Raw genomic sequence first — 16,199 nt, 5'->3', positions numbered from 1 at the left:
CGCGCCACCGCCATCCGACAGCCGGCGCCGGCCATGCCTACAAGCGGAACCGCGACACCGAATCCTTCAGCTGCTGCGCCAGTTCCGCCAGCGCGGCCACATCGCCGTTCGCCACCGATACCGAGGCCTGCGATTCGTCGACCATGCGCGTGATCGACGCGACATTGGCCGCCACGCTGTGGCTGGCCTGCGCCTGCTCGGTCGCCACCCGCGCCATCGCGCGGATCTGGTCCAGCGAGTGCTCCGCGCCCTGGTTGATCTCGCGCAGCGCCAGCGCCGCCTCGCGCGCGCGGTCCACCCCGCGCGCCACCAGCGGCCTCACCTCGCTCATGCTGTCCACCACCGAATCGGTATCCACCTGTATCCGCTGCACCATGTCGGTGATGCGCTGCGTCGCATGCGAGCTGCGCTCTGCCAGCTTGCGCACCTCATCGGCCACCACGGCGAAGCCGCGCCCGGTTTCGCCGGCGCGCGCCGCCTCTATCGCCGCGTTCAAGGCCAGCAGATTGGTCTGGTCGGCGATTTCCTTGATTTCGGCGGCGATGCCGTCGATCTCGCGCGAGCGCCCCGCCAGGCTGCCGATCAGCGACGACGCGTCGGCGATCTGCCCCGAAACCAGCTGGATCTCTTCCGCCGCCTGCGTCACCAGCTTCTCGCCCTCGCTGGCCAATTTGCAGGAACGCAACGAATTGTTCTCGGTCTCATCGGCGCAGGCCGTCACCTGGCTGCTGCTGGCCGCCATCGATTCGATCTCCTGCGACGTGCCGCGCGTCACCTGCAGCGACTCCTTCGCGACATGGTCGATCCGCTCGATCTGGCCGCTCAGGCCGCCGACGGCCCGCCCCAGATCGTCGGCCCCGCCCTGCAGCCGCTGTATCATGTCGCGCAGGCTGCCCTGCATCGCCGCGATCGCCCCCATCAGGCTGTCGTCGCGCTCGCTGCACACCTGCAGCGACAGATCGCCGGCGGCGATGCCGCGCGCGGTGCGCGAAGCCTGATTGGGTTCGCCGCCTATCACCGTGTAAATCGAGCGCGCGACCAGCCAGGCCAGCAACATCACCAGCCCCAGCACCGCTCCGCCTATGCACAGCAGCCGCATCGCCAGTTGATCGAACACCCGGTCCACATCGTCCAGGAACACGCCGGTGCCTATGGTCCAGTCCCAACCGTGGATGCGCATCACCGCGTTCAGCTTCGGCAACGGGACGTCGCCGTCGGGACGGCGGGTGCGAATCTGCACGAAGCCGATATCGGCGTCGCGCAGCGCGTCGCGGTAGGCCTGCACCAGCGTGCGGCCGTCGGGCAGCTTCTCGCCCGGGTCGGTCTTGCCCAGCTTGCGCTTGTCCGGATGCACCAGTACCAGGTCCTTGCCGTCGCGGGCGAATACATAGGTGCCCTTGTCGCGCAGGCTGCTCAGCGCCTCGACCGCCCGCCGCTGCGCTTCCGCGCGCGGCAACTTGCCGTCCTGCTCGAGTTGCTGGAAATGGGCCACCTGCTTGCCTGCCAGCGTCAGCAGCGTGTGAATCTGCGTCCGGTGATTCTCCAGCAGCGAGTCATGCAGGCCGTACAAGGCCACCGCTGCCAGAACCGTCAAACCCAGGCCGGCGTTCAGCACCAGAATGCCCAGGCGGGTGGAAAGCTTCATCGCCGTCTCTCCTGATCCAGTACATCCCCGTCACACTCGCGCATGCGGCCCGTCGCTGGCCGCATGCCGCACTCATGCTAATATAGGCAGATACCAGCGCGATCCCAATCGCCGGTCCCACTTTACCCGAACAAGTCGAACATGAAACTGATCAAGCTCATCGCTCCCCTCGTCGCCGTCGGCCTCGCACTGGCCAGTCCGCTGAGCCGCGCCGAACCGGAAGACCAGCCTCTGCCCGGCGATTTCCAGCCGGCGCCGGCCGCCAAGCCGCTGCACCAGCCGCATGCCGCCTCCAAGTCGGTCCAGTCGAAGCGCCACGCCAAGACCGGCCACAAGCAGGCGAAGTCGGCCCACGGCAAGCACAAGGCGAGCAAGGCCCGCGCGCATGCCGCCAAGCACGCCCATGTGAAAAAGCACGGCAAGCAGACCCACGCCCATGCCGGCAAGAAACCGCACAAACCGGCCAAGGCGCACAAGGGCAAGCACCACAAAAAGCCGGTGAAGAAACATCGCCGCCATCATCATAAAAAACGCTAAGACTCTTGCCAAACCAGGTTGAGCGCGGCATAATTCGCACCTCTTCGCCGGTGTAGCTCAGTTGGTAGAGCACCTGACTTGTAATCAGGGGGTCGCGAGTTCGATTCCTGCCGCCGGCACCAATTAAATCAGGGGCTTACGGATTAATTTCCGTAAGCCCCTGATGCGTTTTAGACAGAATATTAGACAGCGCCGTCTAATATCCCCTCCCCCCGGCAAAATAGTATGCGGCCACGCGGTTTTCGCTGGCCATCCAACATCGCCGCCCATTTTATATAAACAGAATAACCTACAGTCCAATACCGATTCTTAGACCCGCTAACAAAACCCCTGATCCTGCGTTGCGCCTCCTTGTCGTACTACTTGTACTGCCTGCGTCGGCGCGCCTTGGCTCAGGTACGCTGCGCGGTTTTGTTAGCGGCTCTTAGAGCCCGTTCAAGGTCTTTTTGTGGCAGCGGTCGTTTTCTAGCGGATGCAGGGCGCGAAAAATGGCCCGCCGCCTTGAATCGCCATGGAAAAACAGATGGGATCGGGATCGGGTAAACGCCAAACCGGCGTCGACGGGCTGCTAGGACCGATCTTAATTTCAACTGGCGCCGCAGCCGGGCCAAGACTCGCAATTAATCTGATTCCACCCAATCAGTTTTAACGAGGTGGCCGCATGTTTTTCCTGCCGAGAAACAAAACCCTTACGCGATTCCGGACGAATCTGCTTGTCCTGCTGTTGCTCGGCAACACGGCCAGCCTGCCCGCCCGCGCAGACGAAGTCTTCAAGGGAACGGAGCTGGCCAAGCGGCTCAGCAGCCTGTACCAAAAGGACCCCGGCGCCTGCGACCGCGCGAGCGGCCTGCTGGTCCGGGAAGCCGGTCCGCTGCCGGTCAACGGCAAGACCTGGTATCTGCACCAGGCCTCGGCCAACCCGTTTACCGACAAGCCGGGACTGGTCGGGCTGGTTTTTCCGATGGACGCGAATCAAAAGGCGACGTTGCCCGATTGCGCGCTGGCCGGCGATCCCGCCGATGAGAAACGGGCGGCCGGCGGATGCTGGCCGGCCGCCGAGGCGGTCCAGGCCAACGACTCCGACCCGTCGTCCTGCGGCAAGCTGATGGTGAGATACGGGTGCGAAGTGACGATGGACAACTGGCTGAAGCGGCGCGCCGACGGACAGGCGGCATGTTCGTTCAGCACCCGGCGCCATGCGGAGTTCAAGCAGGCGGTGCTGACCGGCGCCAAACTGTCGGTTCCCGTGGTGCTGCCGATGCCGGAATGGCGGGTCTCCGATCTGAAAGGCATGACCACGCGGGCCGTCGTCTACGCCGCAGGCTCGGAGTCGGGCCGCAGCGCGGCCCGGTCGACCAGGCAAACCTTCTACAATGACTGGAAACTGGACATCCCGGTACTGGCTTTCGACGCGGCAAGCCACGGTTTCAAATATCTTGACGAGGACAATCCGGCTCCCCACCGGAACGGACAAGCCGTCGTCGCCGAATTAAACCGGCGCTTCAACAACACGGTGCCTGACTGCGACGGCAAACCGGCGCACCACTGCTCCGGGCTGCTGGTGCACATGGCGGCAGCCGGCGCCTACCCGGTATGGGACTATCCGCCGCGCCGTGAGCAGGCCGGCATATCGTTCGTCTACCTGCGCAGGGATACGAATTCGCTGCTGCAGAATCTTGCCGCGCATGTCGGTCCCCAGGGCGTGGTGTTCAAACCTACCGACGACCAGCAGCAGGACGGGCAGCGCGTCGACTTTGCCTGCCTGTATCCGTCCGATGTCGATTCCAACTACGCCATCGCCGAAGCGGAACCTTTGTTTGACCGGACGACGGCGTTCTGCACGATGAATCCCCGCTCTCCATTCAAGGCGACCATCAGCACGTATTTCAACGGTCACGCCAATCCGGCGGATCCGTCATCCTGCCAGGATTCCAAGCCGCTGAAGACCTATCTGGACCAGCATAAGCTGACGCTGGACGACGCGACGGGGCCGCAGCTTTACGAAGCCTGGAAAGAAAGCCAGAGGATGGACGGGCATTACCGGTGTTCGTTCAGCACCCAGAAAGCCAATCAGTTCCATGCCGCGATTCTCGCCTCGCCGCTGTATTACTTCCTGAACTGGAACGAGGGCATGGTTCGCAGTTATCCGAAAGGGGCGGAGGATGTCAAACACCTGCCGATCGAAGCCTTCTTCTTTGTCGCGGGAAATGCGGACACCGGCGCTTTCGCCTATCAGGCCCAGTATATGAAGGCCACCGGCGTACCGCAGCGGCTTGCGCCGCCGGTGGTCAAATACGATCCCGCCAGCGCCAGTCCCTTCTCGCTGCAGGAAAAGCCCTGATCGCGCGCGAGGAGGCAGCCGGCCCGACGCCGACGCGCGGGCCGGCGACGTTAAGCTCGCAGCGTCCCCGAGCCAAGGCGCGCCGGCGCGGGCAATACCAAGCGCAACGCAGGATCAGGGCCTAGAGTGGCTGACAAAATTCCTGATGCGGCGTTGCGCCTCCTTGTCGTACTACTTGTACGGCCTGCGTCGGCGCGCCTTGGCTCAGCCGTGTGTTAGCCGCTCTTAGACTCGCCGCCCCGGCATGGATAAAATCTGCAAGGCCGGATGCCTGTCCGCCGCTAGCATACTGCGCATCCATCTCATCGCCGACCACTACCATGCAGATACAAGGACTTCGCCCCAGCGCGCGCCAAACCACAGCCTCGGCCGTCGACGCGCCCGCCGCCGGCAAACTGGCGGCGCAGCTGCGCCAGACGGAGAACCGTCCGGCCGCGTCCGCCCCGCCCCAGGCCGGCCGGCACGCCAACCCGCTGGACGGCCTGTGCGTGCGCCAGACGCTGGAACGTTTCGATCATCCTCAGGCCAGACGGCAGCTGGGCGACAGCGCCCTGCTGGCCAACTTCCCCTATAGCCGGGACCTGGACAGCCTGAAGCACACCCGGTGGCAGCCGGATACCGAGCTGGCAAGGCTGCTGGCCAAGGGCGGCAAGCTGGAATACCAGCCGCAGCAGGGCCGCCTGCTGGACCCGGACAGCGGCCTGGTGGCCTATGTGTTCCGCAACCGGGCCGAAGGCGAGATTCGGCTGGTGTTCGGCGGCACCACCAGCGGCCGCGGCGTCGGCGATCTGGCGCCGCGCAACCTGAAGAATATCGGCAGCGTCGCGCGGCAATGGCGCGCCAATATCAGCAACGCCGTCTTCGGCGGCCGACCGGCCTGCTATCGCCAGGCCGCCCAGCTGACCCACAAGCTGCAGCAGCTCGCCGCGGGCCTGCCGCTGATGCGCGCGGGCGAGCCGGCCTACACCGTCTCCACCGGCGGCCATTCGCTGGGCGGCGGCATGGCGGCCTACGCCGCGATGAAGCTGTCCACTCCGCAACATCCGATACGCGCCGAATGTTTCAGCAGCGCCCAGTTCGGCCGAGGCCTGCAGCGCGAGCTGCTTGCCCAGCACGGCGGCGACCAGGAGCAGGCGCGCGCGGCCTCCGCCAATATCCGACACTACTGCGTCAAAGGCGATATCGTCCCGGCGCTGGACGGCCTGTTCTCGGTGCGCCACGTCGGCCAGTTGTACCAGCTGCCGGCCGACCATCGCTCGGACGACAGCCGTCTGGGACGCCACGACAAGTTTCTCGATCATGTACGTGACTTCGTCGCCAGCGACCGGGAGGGAAAATCGAAGTTCTATGCCTGAACGGCTGAGGCCGGAAAGACAAACGCCCCGCGCGATGCGGGGCGTTCCTGACGATCAAAAACGGGCGCCGTTCAGCGCTTCCGGCCGGCCTGCCACAGCACGTCCGGCACCCCGCCTTCGCGGTTCAGGTAGCGCGCCAGCACGAACAGGAAGTCGGACAGGCGGTTCAGATAGCGGCGCAAAGGCTGGGATACCTCCTCCTCGCGCGCCAGCGCCACCACCGCCCGCTCGGCACGGCGGCAGACGGCGCGCGCCTGATGCGCCAGGGCAGCGCTGCGCAGGCCGCCGGGCAGGATGAACTCCTTCAGCGGTCCCAGCTCCTCGTTCATGAACGCGACCAGCGCCTCCAGCGCCTGCACATGGCCATCGGAGATGGCCGCGTAGCCGGGCACCGCCAGCTCCGAGCCGAGATCGAACAGATCGTGCTGAATCTCGGCCAGCCACTGGGCCATAGGCTGCGGCGGCGGCTCGGCCAGCAACACGCCTATCACCGAGTTCAGCTCGTCGACATCGCCCAGGGCTTCGATACGGGCGCCGTCCTTGGCCACCCGGCTGCCGTCGCCGAGGCCGGTCGTGCCGTCGTCTCCGGTACGGGTGATGATGCTGGACAATCTATCGCTCATCAGTCTACGTCCTTGCCTGCATCGTTCAATGCCTGGCGCAGGCTTTCCTTCAACGCGTCGCCGAACAGCATCTCATAGTCTTCCTTCAACTGGTGCATCATGCCGGACAGCATCTGCTTGGCCTGCACGTCGATCGCATCCTGCAGCCACAACGACAGCTCCACCTTCATCCGCGGCAGCATCTGCTCGTACAGCGAATCGAACAGCACCTTCTCGTCCAGCTGCGGTCCCGCCGGCAACTGGCGGCCAACCGCCGCGCCCGAACTCATCGCGGCGACCTTCACCACGGCGACGGCCTCGGCCTCCTGCCGCGGCGCCTCCGACGGCTGGGCCGCCGGCGCGACCGGCTCGGGCTCGGCGCGCCTGCCCAGCAGGCCGGACAGCGCCGGCAAGTCCTCGTCGTCGGCAAGCGGCGCGGCAGAGGGGGTCTCCGCCGCCGGCGCCAGTTCGGAGGCCACGGCCTCATCGACCGGGGATTCCGACGCCTCGATGCCCAGTTCCGGCACCGCCGTCAGCGTCTCGACCTGCGGCTGCGCGCTTTCCACCGCCTCCGGTTCGGCGACCGGAACGGCGGCCTCCCCGATCGGCGACGGCGTCACCGGCTCGGATGCCGGCTCCTCGACGCTCAACTCCGGAATGTCCGGCAAGGCCTGCGGCTGCTCCATCTCCACCGCCTCCGGTTCGGCGGCCGGAACGGCGGCCTCCCCGAGCGGCGACGGCGTCACCGGCTCGGACGCCGGCTCCTCGGCGCTCAACTCCGGAATGTCCGGCAAGGCCTGCGGCTGCGCGCTTTCCACCGCCTCCGGCTCGACGGCCGGAACGGCGGCCTCCCCGATCGGCGACGGCGTCACCGGCTCGGACGCCGGCTCCTCGACGCTCAACTCCGGAATGTCCGGCAAGGCCTGCGGCTGCTCGATCTCCACCGCCTCCGGCACGGCGGCCGGAACGGCGGCCTCCCCGATCCGCGACGGCGTCACCGGCTCGGACGCCGGCTCCTCGACGCTCAACTCCGGAATGTCCGGCAAGGCCTGCGGCTGCGCAATCTCCACCGCCTCCGGCTCAACGGCCGGAACGGCGGCTTCCTCTATCGGCGACGGCGTCACCGGCTCGGACGCCGGCTCCTCGGCGCTCAACTCCGGAATGTCCGGCAAGGCCTGCGGCTGCGCGCTTTCCACCGCTTCCGGCTCGACGGCCGGAACGGCGGCCTCCCCGATCGGCGACGGCGTCACCGGCTCGGATGCCGGCTCCTCGACGCTCAACTCCGGAATGTCCGGCGAGGCCTGCGGCTGCGCAATCTCCACCGCCTCCGGCTCGGCGGCCGGAACGGCGGCTTCCTCGATCGGCGATGGCGTCACCGGCTCGGACGCCGGCTCCTCGGCGCTCAACTCCGGAATGTCCGGCGAGGACTCTGCCGGTTCGATCGCGGACGGCGCCGGAGCGGCTCGCTTCGCGGCTTCGGCCGCGGCCTGCTTGGCGCGCTCCTCGGCCAGTATCCGTTCGGCCTGTTCCAGCTGTTCCTTCATCGTCAACGCCGGCGGCGCCGCCGAATCCAACGGCGCCGGCTGGACCTCGGGCTCCGGGTGCGGCGGTTCGACCTGCTGCGGCGCGGCCGCGGCCAGCTTCTCGGCTTCTGCCGCCGCCTGCTTGGCGCGCTCCTCGGCCAGTATCCGTTCGGCCTGTTCCAGCTGTTCCTTCATCGTCAACGCCGGCGGCACCGCCGAATCCACCGGCGTCGGCTGGACCTCGGGCTCCGGGTGCGGCGGTTCGACCTGCTGCGGCGCGGCCGAGGCCAGCTTCCGGGCTTCGGCCGCCTCCTGCTTGGCGCGCTCCTCGGCCAGTATCCGTTCCGCCTGCTGCAGCTTTTCCTGCATGGTCATTTCCGCCGGCGGCTGCGGCGCAGGCAATGTCGACAGCCACTCCAAACCTGTCGGCGCCTGTTCGCGTCCGACGCCGCCGCCCAGGACGCCGCTGGGCAGGCTGTCCAGCGAAATCGAGGTGAAGGCCGGCGCCGCCGATTCGGGTTCGGGTTCGGGTTCGGGTTCGGGTTCGGGTTCGGGTTCGGGTTCGGGTTCGGGTTCGGGTTCGGGTTCGGGTTCGGGTTCGGGTTCGGGTTCGGGAGCAGCAGGCTCGGCGGCGGCGGCCTGCGGCGCAAGCGATTCGGGCGGCGACGCGGCCGCGACGACATCGGCCCAGCTCAGATCGTCGCCGCCGGCCTCCTCGGCTGACGCCGCGGGCGGCGCGTCCTCGGTCAATACCGCTTCCGCCTGCTCGGGGCTGGCCCGCGCCATCAGCGCGGCCAGGCCGCCGGCTTCGACGTCCGCTTCCGCCGCGCGCGGCTGCAATACGAAATCCAGGCCGGCGTCGGCCTCCGGCTGACCGTCGTCGTCGGCAAGCTCCAGCGACGGCAGCGAACTGAAGTCCAGCGGAGACGGTTCCTCCACCGGCGTCGCGTCGACCGCCAGCAAATCCTCCAGCGTCAATTCCGGTATTTCCAGCGGCGGCGGGTCGGACGGCGTCTGGCCGTCCAGTTCGGAGGCCAGCAGATCCAGCTCGGAAGAGAAATCGAATTCCGGGACGTCCACGCCCGCCGGCGGCGCCTCTTCCGCCAGCGTAGGCACCGCCGCGTCGTCGACCACATCGGTCAACACCGGCAGGTTCAGGGCATTCCAGTCGGCTTCATTCGGTTTCGGCGACTCGGTCATGTTGGCGTTTGACTCATGTCGTGATGTTCGATCGCGCAACCATGCTCACGGTAGGCACGGAAGCGCTCGCGGGCGGTCGCCAGCGAGGCCGGATCCCGCCCAACTATCTCAAGAATGCGCTCAAACCTGTTTATTTCATAGGGCAATTGCGAGCCCAGATTCAACAATACCGGGTGCGACAGCTCGTCCGGCAACCGGGCGGCGAGCCACACCGGCGTTTCCTGGGCCTGCGGCGCCTCGAGCCGGCAATGCGGCACGAAGCGGGTATCGCCGAAACTCCACAAGCGGTTGCTGAACACTTCGACGTCGCGTTCGCTGTCCAGCCAGATCAGCAACCGTTCTTTCTTGCGCTGCACGGTGTCGGCCAATCGGCAGGCGAAATCCTGCGGATCGGCGACATTGGTGTAGAAATCAATCCTGGTCATCTTCTGCCACTTCGGGCGCCTCGCGGCGCGGACGGCCGCGACGGACCACATTGCCCAGCGCGATGTCGGCGCGGTCCTGCAGGAACTGCACCAGCAGCGGCACCGGACGCGCGGTGGCGCCCTTGTCCTTGCCGCCCTTCCAGGCGGTGCCGGCGATGTCCAGGTGCGCCCAGTCGTAGGCCTTGGCGAAGCGCGACAGGAAGCAGGCCGCGGTGATGCTGCCGCCTGGACGGCCGCCGATATTGGCCATGTCGGCGAACGGACTCTTCAGCATCTCCTGATACTCGTCCCACAGCGGCATGTGCCAGGCGCGATCGGCGACTTCCTCGCCGGCGGCCAGCATCTCGCGCGCCAGGCTGTCCTGATTGCTGTACAGCGCGGTGGCGATGTGGCCCAGCGCGATCACGCAAGCGCCGGTCAGCGTGGCGACGTCGATCACGGTGGACGGCTGGAAGCGCTCGGCATAGGTCAGCGCGTCGCACAGGATCAGCCGGCCCTCGGCATCGGTGTTCAGTATCTCGATGGTCTGGCCGGACATCGAGGTGACGATGTCGCCCGGTTTGACCGCGTTGCCGTTCGGCATGTTCTCGCAGCTGGGCACGATGGCGATGACGTTCAGCGGCAGATTCATCTCCGCCGCGGCGCGGAAGGCGCCCAGCACGGTGGCGGCGCCGCACATGTCGTACTTCATCTCGTCCATGCCTTCGCCCGGCTTCAACGAAATGCCGCCGGAATCAAAGGTGATGCCCTTGCCCACCAGCACGATGGGTTTTTCGTTCTTGTCCTTGGCGCCGTTGTGCTTCAGCACGATCAGCCGCGCCTCCTCGCTGCTGCCCTTGGCCACGGCCAGGAAGGAGTGCATGCCCAGCTCGGCGATTTCCCGCGGCCCCAGCACTTCGACTTCGGCGCCGAAGGCCTCGGCCAGCTTGCGCGCCTCGTCGCCCAGGTAGGACGGCGTGCACACATTGCCCGGCAGATTGCCCAGATCCTTCGCCAGCCGCATGCCGTTGCCTATGGCCAGGCCGCGCTGCAGGCCTTTCTCGCCGTCGGCCAGGTCGCTGCGGCGCGGCACCGCCAGCGTCAGCTTGCGCGGCTCGCGCACGGACTCGTCCTGCTTGCTCTTGAAGCGGTCGAAGCGGTACAGCGCGTCCAGCGTCACCACGGCGGCCTGTTCGATCATCCACTCGACGTCATGTTTTTTGACAGTCAATTCGGACAGGTAGCTGACGGCCTCGCCGGCGGAGGTCTGCGTCAGCGCGCGGATGGAGGCGCGCACCGCCTCCCGGTACTCCTTGGCGCGGAAATCGCGTTCCTTGCCCAGCCCCACCAGCATCACCCGGTCGCACAGCGTATGCGGCACCGAATGCAGCACCAGCGTGCTGCCCAGCTTGCCCTCCATGTCGCCGTGACGGATCACGTCGCTGATGAAGCCGTTGGAGATGCGATCGAGCAGGTCGGCGGCAAAGGTAAGCTTGCGCGACTCGTATACGCCGACGATCACGCAGGCGACGCGCTGCTTCTCCGGGCTGCCGCTTTTTATGTTAAATTCCATAAGTACTCCGCTGTAGAACGAGTGTCGTTGCTCCACCTCATGACGGCCGTCTAAGCTCGGGGCAGACGGACGGCTTCGCCGCCGGTGAACGCAGGATTGTTGTATTGGTCCAAATTTGCCGGAAATGGCGCTTCAGAATTGTCTCATCGAATTATCACAATGCTTTTCACAAAAAGTCAAAAAGGCACTGAATAAATGGTTTTTCAAAAAAGCCTGACACGCGAATTGACTTTCACCGCTCTGGGCGTATTCGTCGTGCTGCTGGCCATCATCGTCTCCACCCAGGCGATCAACCTGCTCGGGCGCGCGGCGGAAGGCCAGATCGCCAACGAGGCCGTCACCGCGCTGATAGGCTTCTGGACGCTGGGCTTCTTCCCGGTATTGATGATATTGACGGTCTTCGTCAGCGTGCTGGTGGTACTGACCCGCACCTGGCGCGACCATGAGATGGTGGTATGGCTGTCCTCGGGCCTGTCGCTGCGAGACTGGATCTGGCCCATCATGCGCTTTACCGTGCCGCTGGCGATGCTGATCGCCGGCGTCACGCTGTTCGTCGGCCCCTGGGCCGACCAGCGCAGCCAGGATTACGCCGAGATCATCAAACGGCGCGAAGAGATATCGGCGATCTCTCCGGGCGTGTTCAAGGAATCGGCCTCGTCGACCAAGGTCTACTTCATCGAGAATTATTCCGGCCTGCACAGCGCCGCTTCCAATATTTTCATGCAGGACATGACCGACGGAAAAGTCAGCACCATTTTCGCCAAGCACGGCTATATCGCCATCAAGCCGGACGGCGAGCGCCTGCTGGTGCTGGAGGACGGCCAGCGCTACGTCGGCGAGCCGGGCAAGGCCGATTACCAGATCGGCGCGTTCAAGCGCTACAGCGCCAGCATAGGCGAGAGCCAGGTGGCCGTCGGCCCCGCCAGCAACCGCCAATCGATTCCGACCGGCCAGCTCTTGGGCAGCGCCAATCCCGAATATCGGGCCGAGCTGGCCTGGCGCCTGTCGATGCCGATCAGCTGCGTCATCCTGGCGCTGCTGGCGCTGCCGCTGTCGTATTACAATCCGCGCAGCGGCCACACCTACAATCTGCTGTTCGCGCTGCTGGCCTTCTTCGTCTACCAGAACGGCCTGACCATCGCCCGCAACTGGATCGCGCAAGGCAAGACCGGCGTCTGGACCGTCGCGCTGGTGCACCTGGCGATGCTGCTGATCGCGCTGCTGCTGCTCAAGCACCGCGACAAGCCCCAGGTTCCGTTCGGACAGTCGCTGTCCCAGATGTTCGGCAAAAACTGACAGAATCCCGATGAAACTGATACACCGCTACATCATCAGCACCCTTGCCCAGTCCACGCTGTTCACCCTGCTGGCGCTGCTCGGCCTGTACGGCTTCTTCGACCTGCTGGCCGAGGTGCCCAATCTCGGCACAGGCAGCTACACCGTCGGCGTGATGGCCGGCTACGTGGCGCTGCTGGCGCCCGGCCACGCTTACGAACTGATGCCGCTGGCCGTGCTGATAGGCGGCATGGTGGCGATGACGCAGCTGGCCAGCTCCAGCGAATACACGGTGATCCGCACCTCCGGCGTCACGCTGCGGCAGATCGCCGCCACGCTGCTGAAATTCGGCCTGGGTTTCGCCTTGCTGACCATACTGCTCGGCGAGTTCGTCGCGCCGTGGGCGATGCAGGAGGCCGAGCGCAACAAGCTGTCGGCCACCCACTCGATGGTCGCCCAGGAGTTCCGCTCCGGCATCTGGGTCAAGGACAACCAGAACTTCATCAATGTCCACGAGATGCTGCCGGACAACACGCTGCTGGGCATACGCATCTACACCTACGACCAGGACTTCAAGCTGGAGCGCACGCGGCTGGCCGAACGCGGCACCTTCGACAAGGGCGAGCACAGCTGGCTGCTGGAAAACGTCAAGGAAACCGAGCTGGGCGGCGACCACACCACCAGCCGCAGCTATCCGTCGCTGAAGTGGAAGTCCATCGTCGAGCCGGAAATCCTGTCGGTGCTGCTGGTGGTGCCGGAACAGATGTCGGCGCTGAACCTGCTGACCTATATCGAGCACCTGAAGAAGAACAAGCAGCAGACCCAACGCTACGAGATCGCGCTGTGGAGCAAGCTGTTCTACCCGCTGGCCTGCATCTCGATGGCGCTGGTGGCGCTGGCCTTCACGCCGCAACAGCGCCGCCACGGCCAGCTCGGCATCAAGTTGTTCGCCGGCATCTGCCTCGGCGTCAGCTTCCACTTCGTCAACCGCTTGTTCGGCCATCTGGGCCTCTTGTACGACTGGAACGCCATCCTGTCCGCGACGCTGCCGACGCTGATCTTCCTCGTCGGCGGCATCGCCATCATCGCCAAGCAGGAGCGGCGCTGACATGACGGCCGGCGTCTCCTCCCTCCAGCATTGGCGGCAGACGCTGGCCGACGCCAGACGGCAGCTGGCCGAGCGCTACCGCGCCGACCGCGAGCCGCAAGCCTACCTGAAAGCGTACAGCCGCATCGTCGACCAGGCGCTGGAGGCGCTGTGGCGCGAACAGGGCCTGGACGGACAGGCCAGCCTGTCCGCGGTCGGCGGCTACGGCCGCGGCCAGCTGTTTCCCGGCTCCGACATCGACATCCTGATCCTGCTGCCCGATCCGACGCCGGCCGAGGTCAACGACAAGGTCAGCCACTTCATCGGCCTGATGTGGGACATCGGCCTGGAGATAGGCCACAGCGTGCGCACGCTGGACGAATGCCTGCGCGAGGCGGCGGCCGACATCACGATAGAGACCAATCTGCTGGAAAACCGGCTGGTGGCCGGCCCCGACCGGCCCTGGCGCGAACTGATGGCGCGACTGGAGGCGCAACGCGACCCGCTGGCCTTCTTCGAAGGCAAGACGCGCGAGCAGCAGCAGCGCCACACCCGCCAGTTCGGCGTCAGCAACAATCTGGAACCCAATCTGAAGGAAAGCCCGGGCGGCCTGCGCGATCTGCACACGATACTGTGGATCAGCAAGGCGGCCGGCCTCGGCGACAACTGGGACTCGCTGGTGCGGCGCGGCATCCTGACGCTGGCCGAGGCGCGGCTGATCAAGCACAGCGAGGAGCAGCTGCAGAAGCTGCGCATCGACCTGCACCTGCTGGCGCGCCGCCGCGAGGACAGGCTGATCTTCGACCTGCAGCAGCAGGTGGCGCAGGCCTGGGGCCTGGCGGACACGCCGGCCAAGCGCGCCAGCGAGCAGTTGATGCAGCTGTATTTCCGGGCCGCCAAGACGGTGAACCAGCTGAACGGCATCCTGCTGCCCAATCTGCGCGGCCGCATCTACTCGCAGGTGCCGCGCGTCACCCAGCACATCAACGAATACTTCCACGCCGTCAACGGCATGCTGGGCATACGCGACGTCAACGCCCTGGCCAAACACCCGCCAGCGATACTGGAAGCCTTTCTGACGCTGCAGCGCCATCCGGAACTGTCGGGCTTCGCGCCGCGCATGCTGCGCGCGCTGTGGCACAGCCGCAGCCTGATCGACGACCGCTTCCGCCAGGATCCGCGCAACCGCGAAACCTTTCTGCAGATCTTCCGCGAGCCCTCCGGCCTGACCCGCACGCTCAGGCGGATGAATCTGTACGGCATCCTCGGCCAGTACCTGCCCAATTTCGGCCAGATCGTCGGCCAGATGCAGCACGACCTGTTCCACGTCTACACCGTGGACGAGCATATCCTGATGGTGGTGCGCAATCTGCGCCGCTTCGCCATCAGCGCCTACAACCATGAATACCCGTTCATGTCGCGGCTGATCAACGACTTCGAGCGGCCCGAGGTCCTGTACCTGGCCGGCCTGTTCCACGACATCGCCAAGGGCCGCGGCGGCGACCATTCCCAGCTCGGCATCGCCGACGCCGACGCCTTCTGCCGCGCACACGGCCTGCCGGAAGAGGACTGCCAGTTGGTCGCCTGGCTGGTCGGACAGCATCTGACCATGTCCAGCATCGCGCAGAAGCAGGACATCTACGATCCGGAGACGGTGCAGCGTTTCGCCGAGCGGGTGGCGACGCCGCGCCGGTTGGCCGCGCTCTACCTGCTGACGGTGGCCGACATCCGCGGCACCAGCCCCAAGGTGTGGAACACCTGGAAAGCCAAGCTGCTGGAAGACCTGTACCACGCGACGCTGCGGGTGCTGTCGCGCGGCGGCGAGACCGACCTCGCCTCGGAACTCGAGGCGCGCAAGAACCAGGCGCGCGCGCTGCTCAGGCTGCACGCGATACCGGACGGCGTCGAGGCCGGTCTGTGGGCCCAGCTCGACACCGTCTACTTCCTGCGCCACGAGGCCAAGGAGATCGCCTGGCACGCCCGCGCGCTGAACCGCCAGCTGGCGCCCCAGGCGCCGATGGTACGCGCGCGCCTGGCCGACGACCACGACGGCATCCAGGTGCTGGTCTACTCGCCCGACAAGCCCGAGCTGTTCGCCCGCGCCTGCGCCTTCTTCGGCCGCACCAACTACAGCATCGCCGACGCCAAGGTCTACACCACCCGCCACGGCTACGCGCTGGACACCTTCCACGTCTTCGTCCCCGAGCACCACGACGGGGACTACCGCGACATGATCAACTTCATCGAGTTCGAGCTGGCGGCGGCGCTGGCCGCCGATCAGCCGCTGCCGCTGCCGCCGACCGGCCGCATCAGCCGCCACCTGAAGCACTTCCCGATCACGCCCCAGGTATCGATCCGCCCGGACGACAAGGACAACTACTATGTGCTGTCCATCGTCGCCGGCGATCGTCCCGGCCTGCTGGCGCGCATCGCCAAGGTGCTGGCCGACTACCGCCTCGACGTGCAGTCGGCCAAGATCATGACGCTGGGCAGCCGGGCCGAGGACTCCTTCCAGGTCTCCGGCGCGGCGCTGAAGGACGACAAGACCGCGCTGGCGCTGGAGGCGGCGCTGATCGCCGCGCTGCGCGTCTGAGCAGCGGTCCGGCCGCCGACAATTCGGACTTTGACCATCGCCGCCGCCGGCGCTATGCTGCACG

At 66.2% G+C, this 16,199-nt stretch carries 11 protein-coding genes and 1 tRNA gene; 7 read left to right on the top strand and 5 right to left on the bottom strand.

Annotated elements, in window-relative coordinates; all coding sequences use genetic code 11:
• Positions 1 to 37 precede the first annotated feature (37 nt).
• A complete protein-coding gene (locus tag WNM05_RS09845; RefSeq protein WP_434634591.1) occupies positions 38 to 1,645 on the bottom strand; it encodes a methyl-accepting chemotaxis protein in 1,608 nt (535 codons plus the stop codon).
• 141 nt (positions 1,646 to 1,786) lie between these two features.
• On the opposite strand from WNM05_RS09845, the gene WNM05_RS09840 reads away from it, so the two are divergent.
• From WNM05_RS09840 to WNM05_RS09825, 4 genes are all read left to right on the top strand, one after another.
• Positions 1,787 to 2,182: a hypothetical protein gene (locus WNM05_RS09840; protein WP_434634590.1), complete on the top strand. Its 396-nt coding sequence runs from the start codon at positions 1,787 to 1,789 to the stop codon at positions 2,180 to 2,182.
• 46 nt (positions 2,183 to 2,228) lie between these two features.
• Positions 2,229 to 2,304 (top strand) — tRNA-Thr (locus tag WNM05_RS09835).
• A 539-nt stretch (positions 2,305 to 2,843) separates the two neighbouring features.
• Positions 2,844 to 4,523, top strand: a complete 1,680-nt coding sequence (locus WNM05_RS09830; protein WP_434634589.1) for a hypothetical protein — start codon at positions 2,844 to 2,846, stop codon at positions 4,521 to 4,523.
• Positions 4,524 to 4,843: 320 nt separating this feature from the next.
• The gene (locus WNM05_RS09825; RefSeq protein WP_434634588.1) at positions 4,844 to 5,878 is read left to right on the top strand and encodes a lipase family protein; all 1,035 of its coding nucleotides are present in this window, start codon (positions 4,844 to 4,846) and stop codon (positions 5,876 to 5,878) included.
• Positions 5,879 to 5,949: 71 nt separating this feature from the next.
• On the opposite strand, the gene WNM05_RS09820 is transcribed toward WNM05_RS09825, so the two are convergent.
• From WNM05_RS09820 to WNM05_RS09805, 4 genes are read right to left on the bottom strand one after another with little or no spacing between them, the layout of a single operon-like run.
• Positions 5,950 to 6,501 (bottom strand): cob(I)yrinic acid a,c-diamide adenosyltransferase, encoded by a 552-nt coding sequence (locus WNM05_RS09820; RefSeq protein WP_434634586.1) that lies wholly within the window; start codon positions 6,499 to 6,501, stop codon positions 5,950 to 5,952.
• The gene (locus WNM05_RS09815; RefSeq protein WP_434634584.1) at positions 6,501 to 9,203 is read right to left on the bottom strand and encodes a hypothetical protein; all 2,703 of its coding nucleotides are present in this window, start codon (positions 9,201 to 9,203) and stop codon (positions 6,501 to 6,503) included. Before WNM05_RS09815 ends, WNM05_RS09820 begins: the two co-directional genes overlap by 1 nt.
• The gene (locus WNM05_RS09810; protein WP_434634582.1) at positions 9,200 to 9,628 is read right to left on the bottom strand and encodes a DNA polymerase III subunit chi; all 429 of its coding nucleotides are present in this window, start codon (positions 9,626 to 9,628) and stop codon (positions 9,200 to 9,202) included. The genes WNM05_RS09815 and WNM05_RS09810 overlap by 4 nt, the downstream gene beginning before the upstream one ends.
• Entirely contained in the window at positions 9,615 to 11,180 is a 1,566-nt protein-coding gene (locus WNM05_RS09805) for a leucyl aminopeptidase (protein ID WP_434634580.1), read from the bottom strand. The genes WNM05_RS09810 and WNM05_RS09805 overlap by 14 nt, the downstream gene beginning before the upstream one ends.
• Positions 11,181 to 11,375: 195 nt before the next feature.
• On the opposite strand from WNM05_RS09805, the gene lptF reads away from it, so the two are divergent.
• From lptF to WNM05_RS09790, 3 genes are read left to right on the top strand one after another with little or no spacing between them, the layout of a single operon-like run.
• The gene (gene lptF, locus WNM05_RS09800) at positions 11,376 to 12,476 is read left to right on the top strand and encodes an LPS export ABC transporter permease LptF (protein WP_434634578.1); all 1,101 of its coding nucleotides are present in this window, start codon (positions 11,376 to 11,378) and stop codon (positions 12,474 to 12,476) included.
• 10 nt (positions 12,477 to 12,486) lie between these two features.
• Positions 12,487 to 13,563 carry an LPS export ABC transporter permease LptG gene (lptG, locus tag WNM05_RS09795; protein WP_434634575.1) on the top strand — a complete coding sequence of 359 codons (1,077 nt, stop codon included), beginning with the start codon at positions 12,487 to 12,489 and terminating at the stop codon, positions 13,561 to 13,563.
• A gap of 1 nt (position 13,564) precedes the next feature.
• Positions 13,565 to 16,135: a [protein-PII] uridylyltransferase gene (locus WNM05_RS09790; RefSeq protein WP_434634574.1), complete on the top strand. Its 2,571-nt coding sequence runs from the start codon at positions 13,565 to 13,567 to the stop codon at positions 16,133 to 16,135.
• Positions 16,136 to 16,199: the final 64 nt, after the last annotated feature.

The sequence above is a fragment of the Chromobacterium sp. CV08 genome, assembly GCF_051129845.1.
In the GTDB taxonomy this organism is placed as follows: domain Bacteria; phylum Pseudomonadota; class Gammaproteobacteria; order Burkholderiales; family Chromobacteriaceae; genus Chromobacterium.
Note: the sequence above shows the minus strand (reverse complement) of the source record. Positions and strands in the feature narration are given on the sequence as shown.

What these genes read in the sequence shown, in the direction of transcription:
- WNM05_RS09820 (WP_434634586.1), bottom strand. Translation starts at nt 6,501, where the DNA reads ATGAGCGATAGATTGTCCAGCATCATCACCCGTACCGGAGACGACGGC.
- WNM05_RS09790 (WP_434634574.1), top strand. Translation starts at nt 13,565, where the DNA reads ATGACGGCCGGCGTCTCCTCCCTCCAGCATTGGCGGCAGACGCTGGCC.
- WNM05_RS09830 (WP_434634589.1), top strand. Translation starts at nt 2,844, where the DNA reads ATGTTTTTCCTGCCGAGAAACAAAACCCTTACGCGATTCCGGACGAAT.
- WNM05_RS09840 (WP_434634590.1), top strand. Translation starts at nt 1,787, where the DNA reads ATGAAACTGATCAAGCTCATCGCTCCCCTCGTCGCCGTCGGCCTCGCA.
- WNM05_RS09810 (WP_434634582.1), bottom strand. Translation starts at nt 9,628, where the DNA reads ATGACCAGGATTGATTTCTACACCAATGTCGCCGATCCGCAGGATTTC.
- WNM05_RS09805 (WP_434634580.1), bottom strand. Translation starts at nt 11,180, where the DNA reads ATGGAATTTAACATAAAAAGCGGCAGCCCGGAGAAGCAGCGCGTCGCC.
- WNM05_RS09815 (WP_434634584.1), bottom strand. Translation starts at nt 9,203, where the DNA reads ATGACCGAGTCGCCGAAACCGAATGAAGCCGACTGGAATGCCCTGAAC.
- lptF (WP_434634578.1), top strand. Translation starts at nt 11,376, where the DNA reads ATGGTTTTTCAAAAAAGCCTGACACGCGAATTGACTTTCACCGCTCTG.
- WNM05_RS09825 (WP_434634588.1), top strand. Translation starts at nt 4,844, where the DNA reads ATGCAGATACAAGGACTTCGCCCCAGCGCGCGCCAAACCACAGCCTCG.
- WNM05_RS09845 (WP_434634591.1), bottom strand. Translation starts at nt 1,645, where the DNA reads ATGAAGCTTTCCACCCGCCTGGGCATTCTGGTGCTGAACGCCGGCCTG.
- lptG (WP_434634575.1), top strand. Translation starts at nt 12,487, where the DNA reads ATGAAACTGATACACCGCTACATCATCAGCACCCTTGCCCAGTCCACG.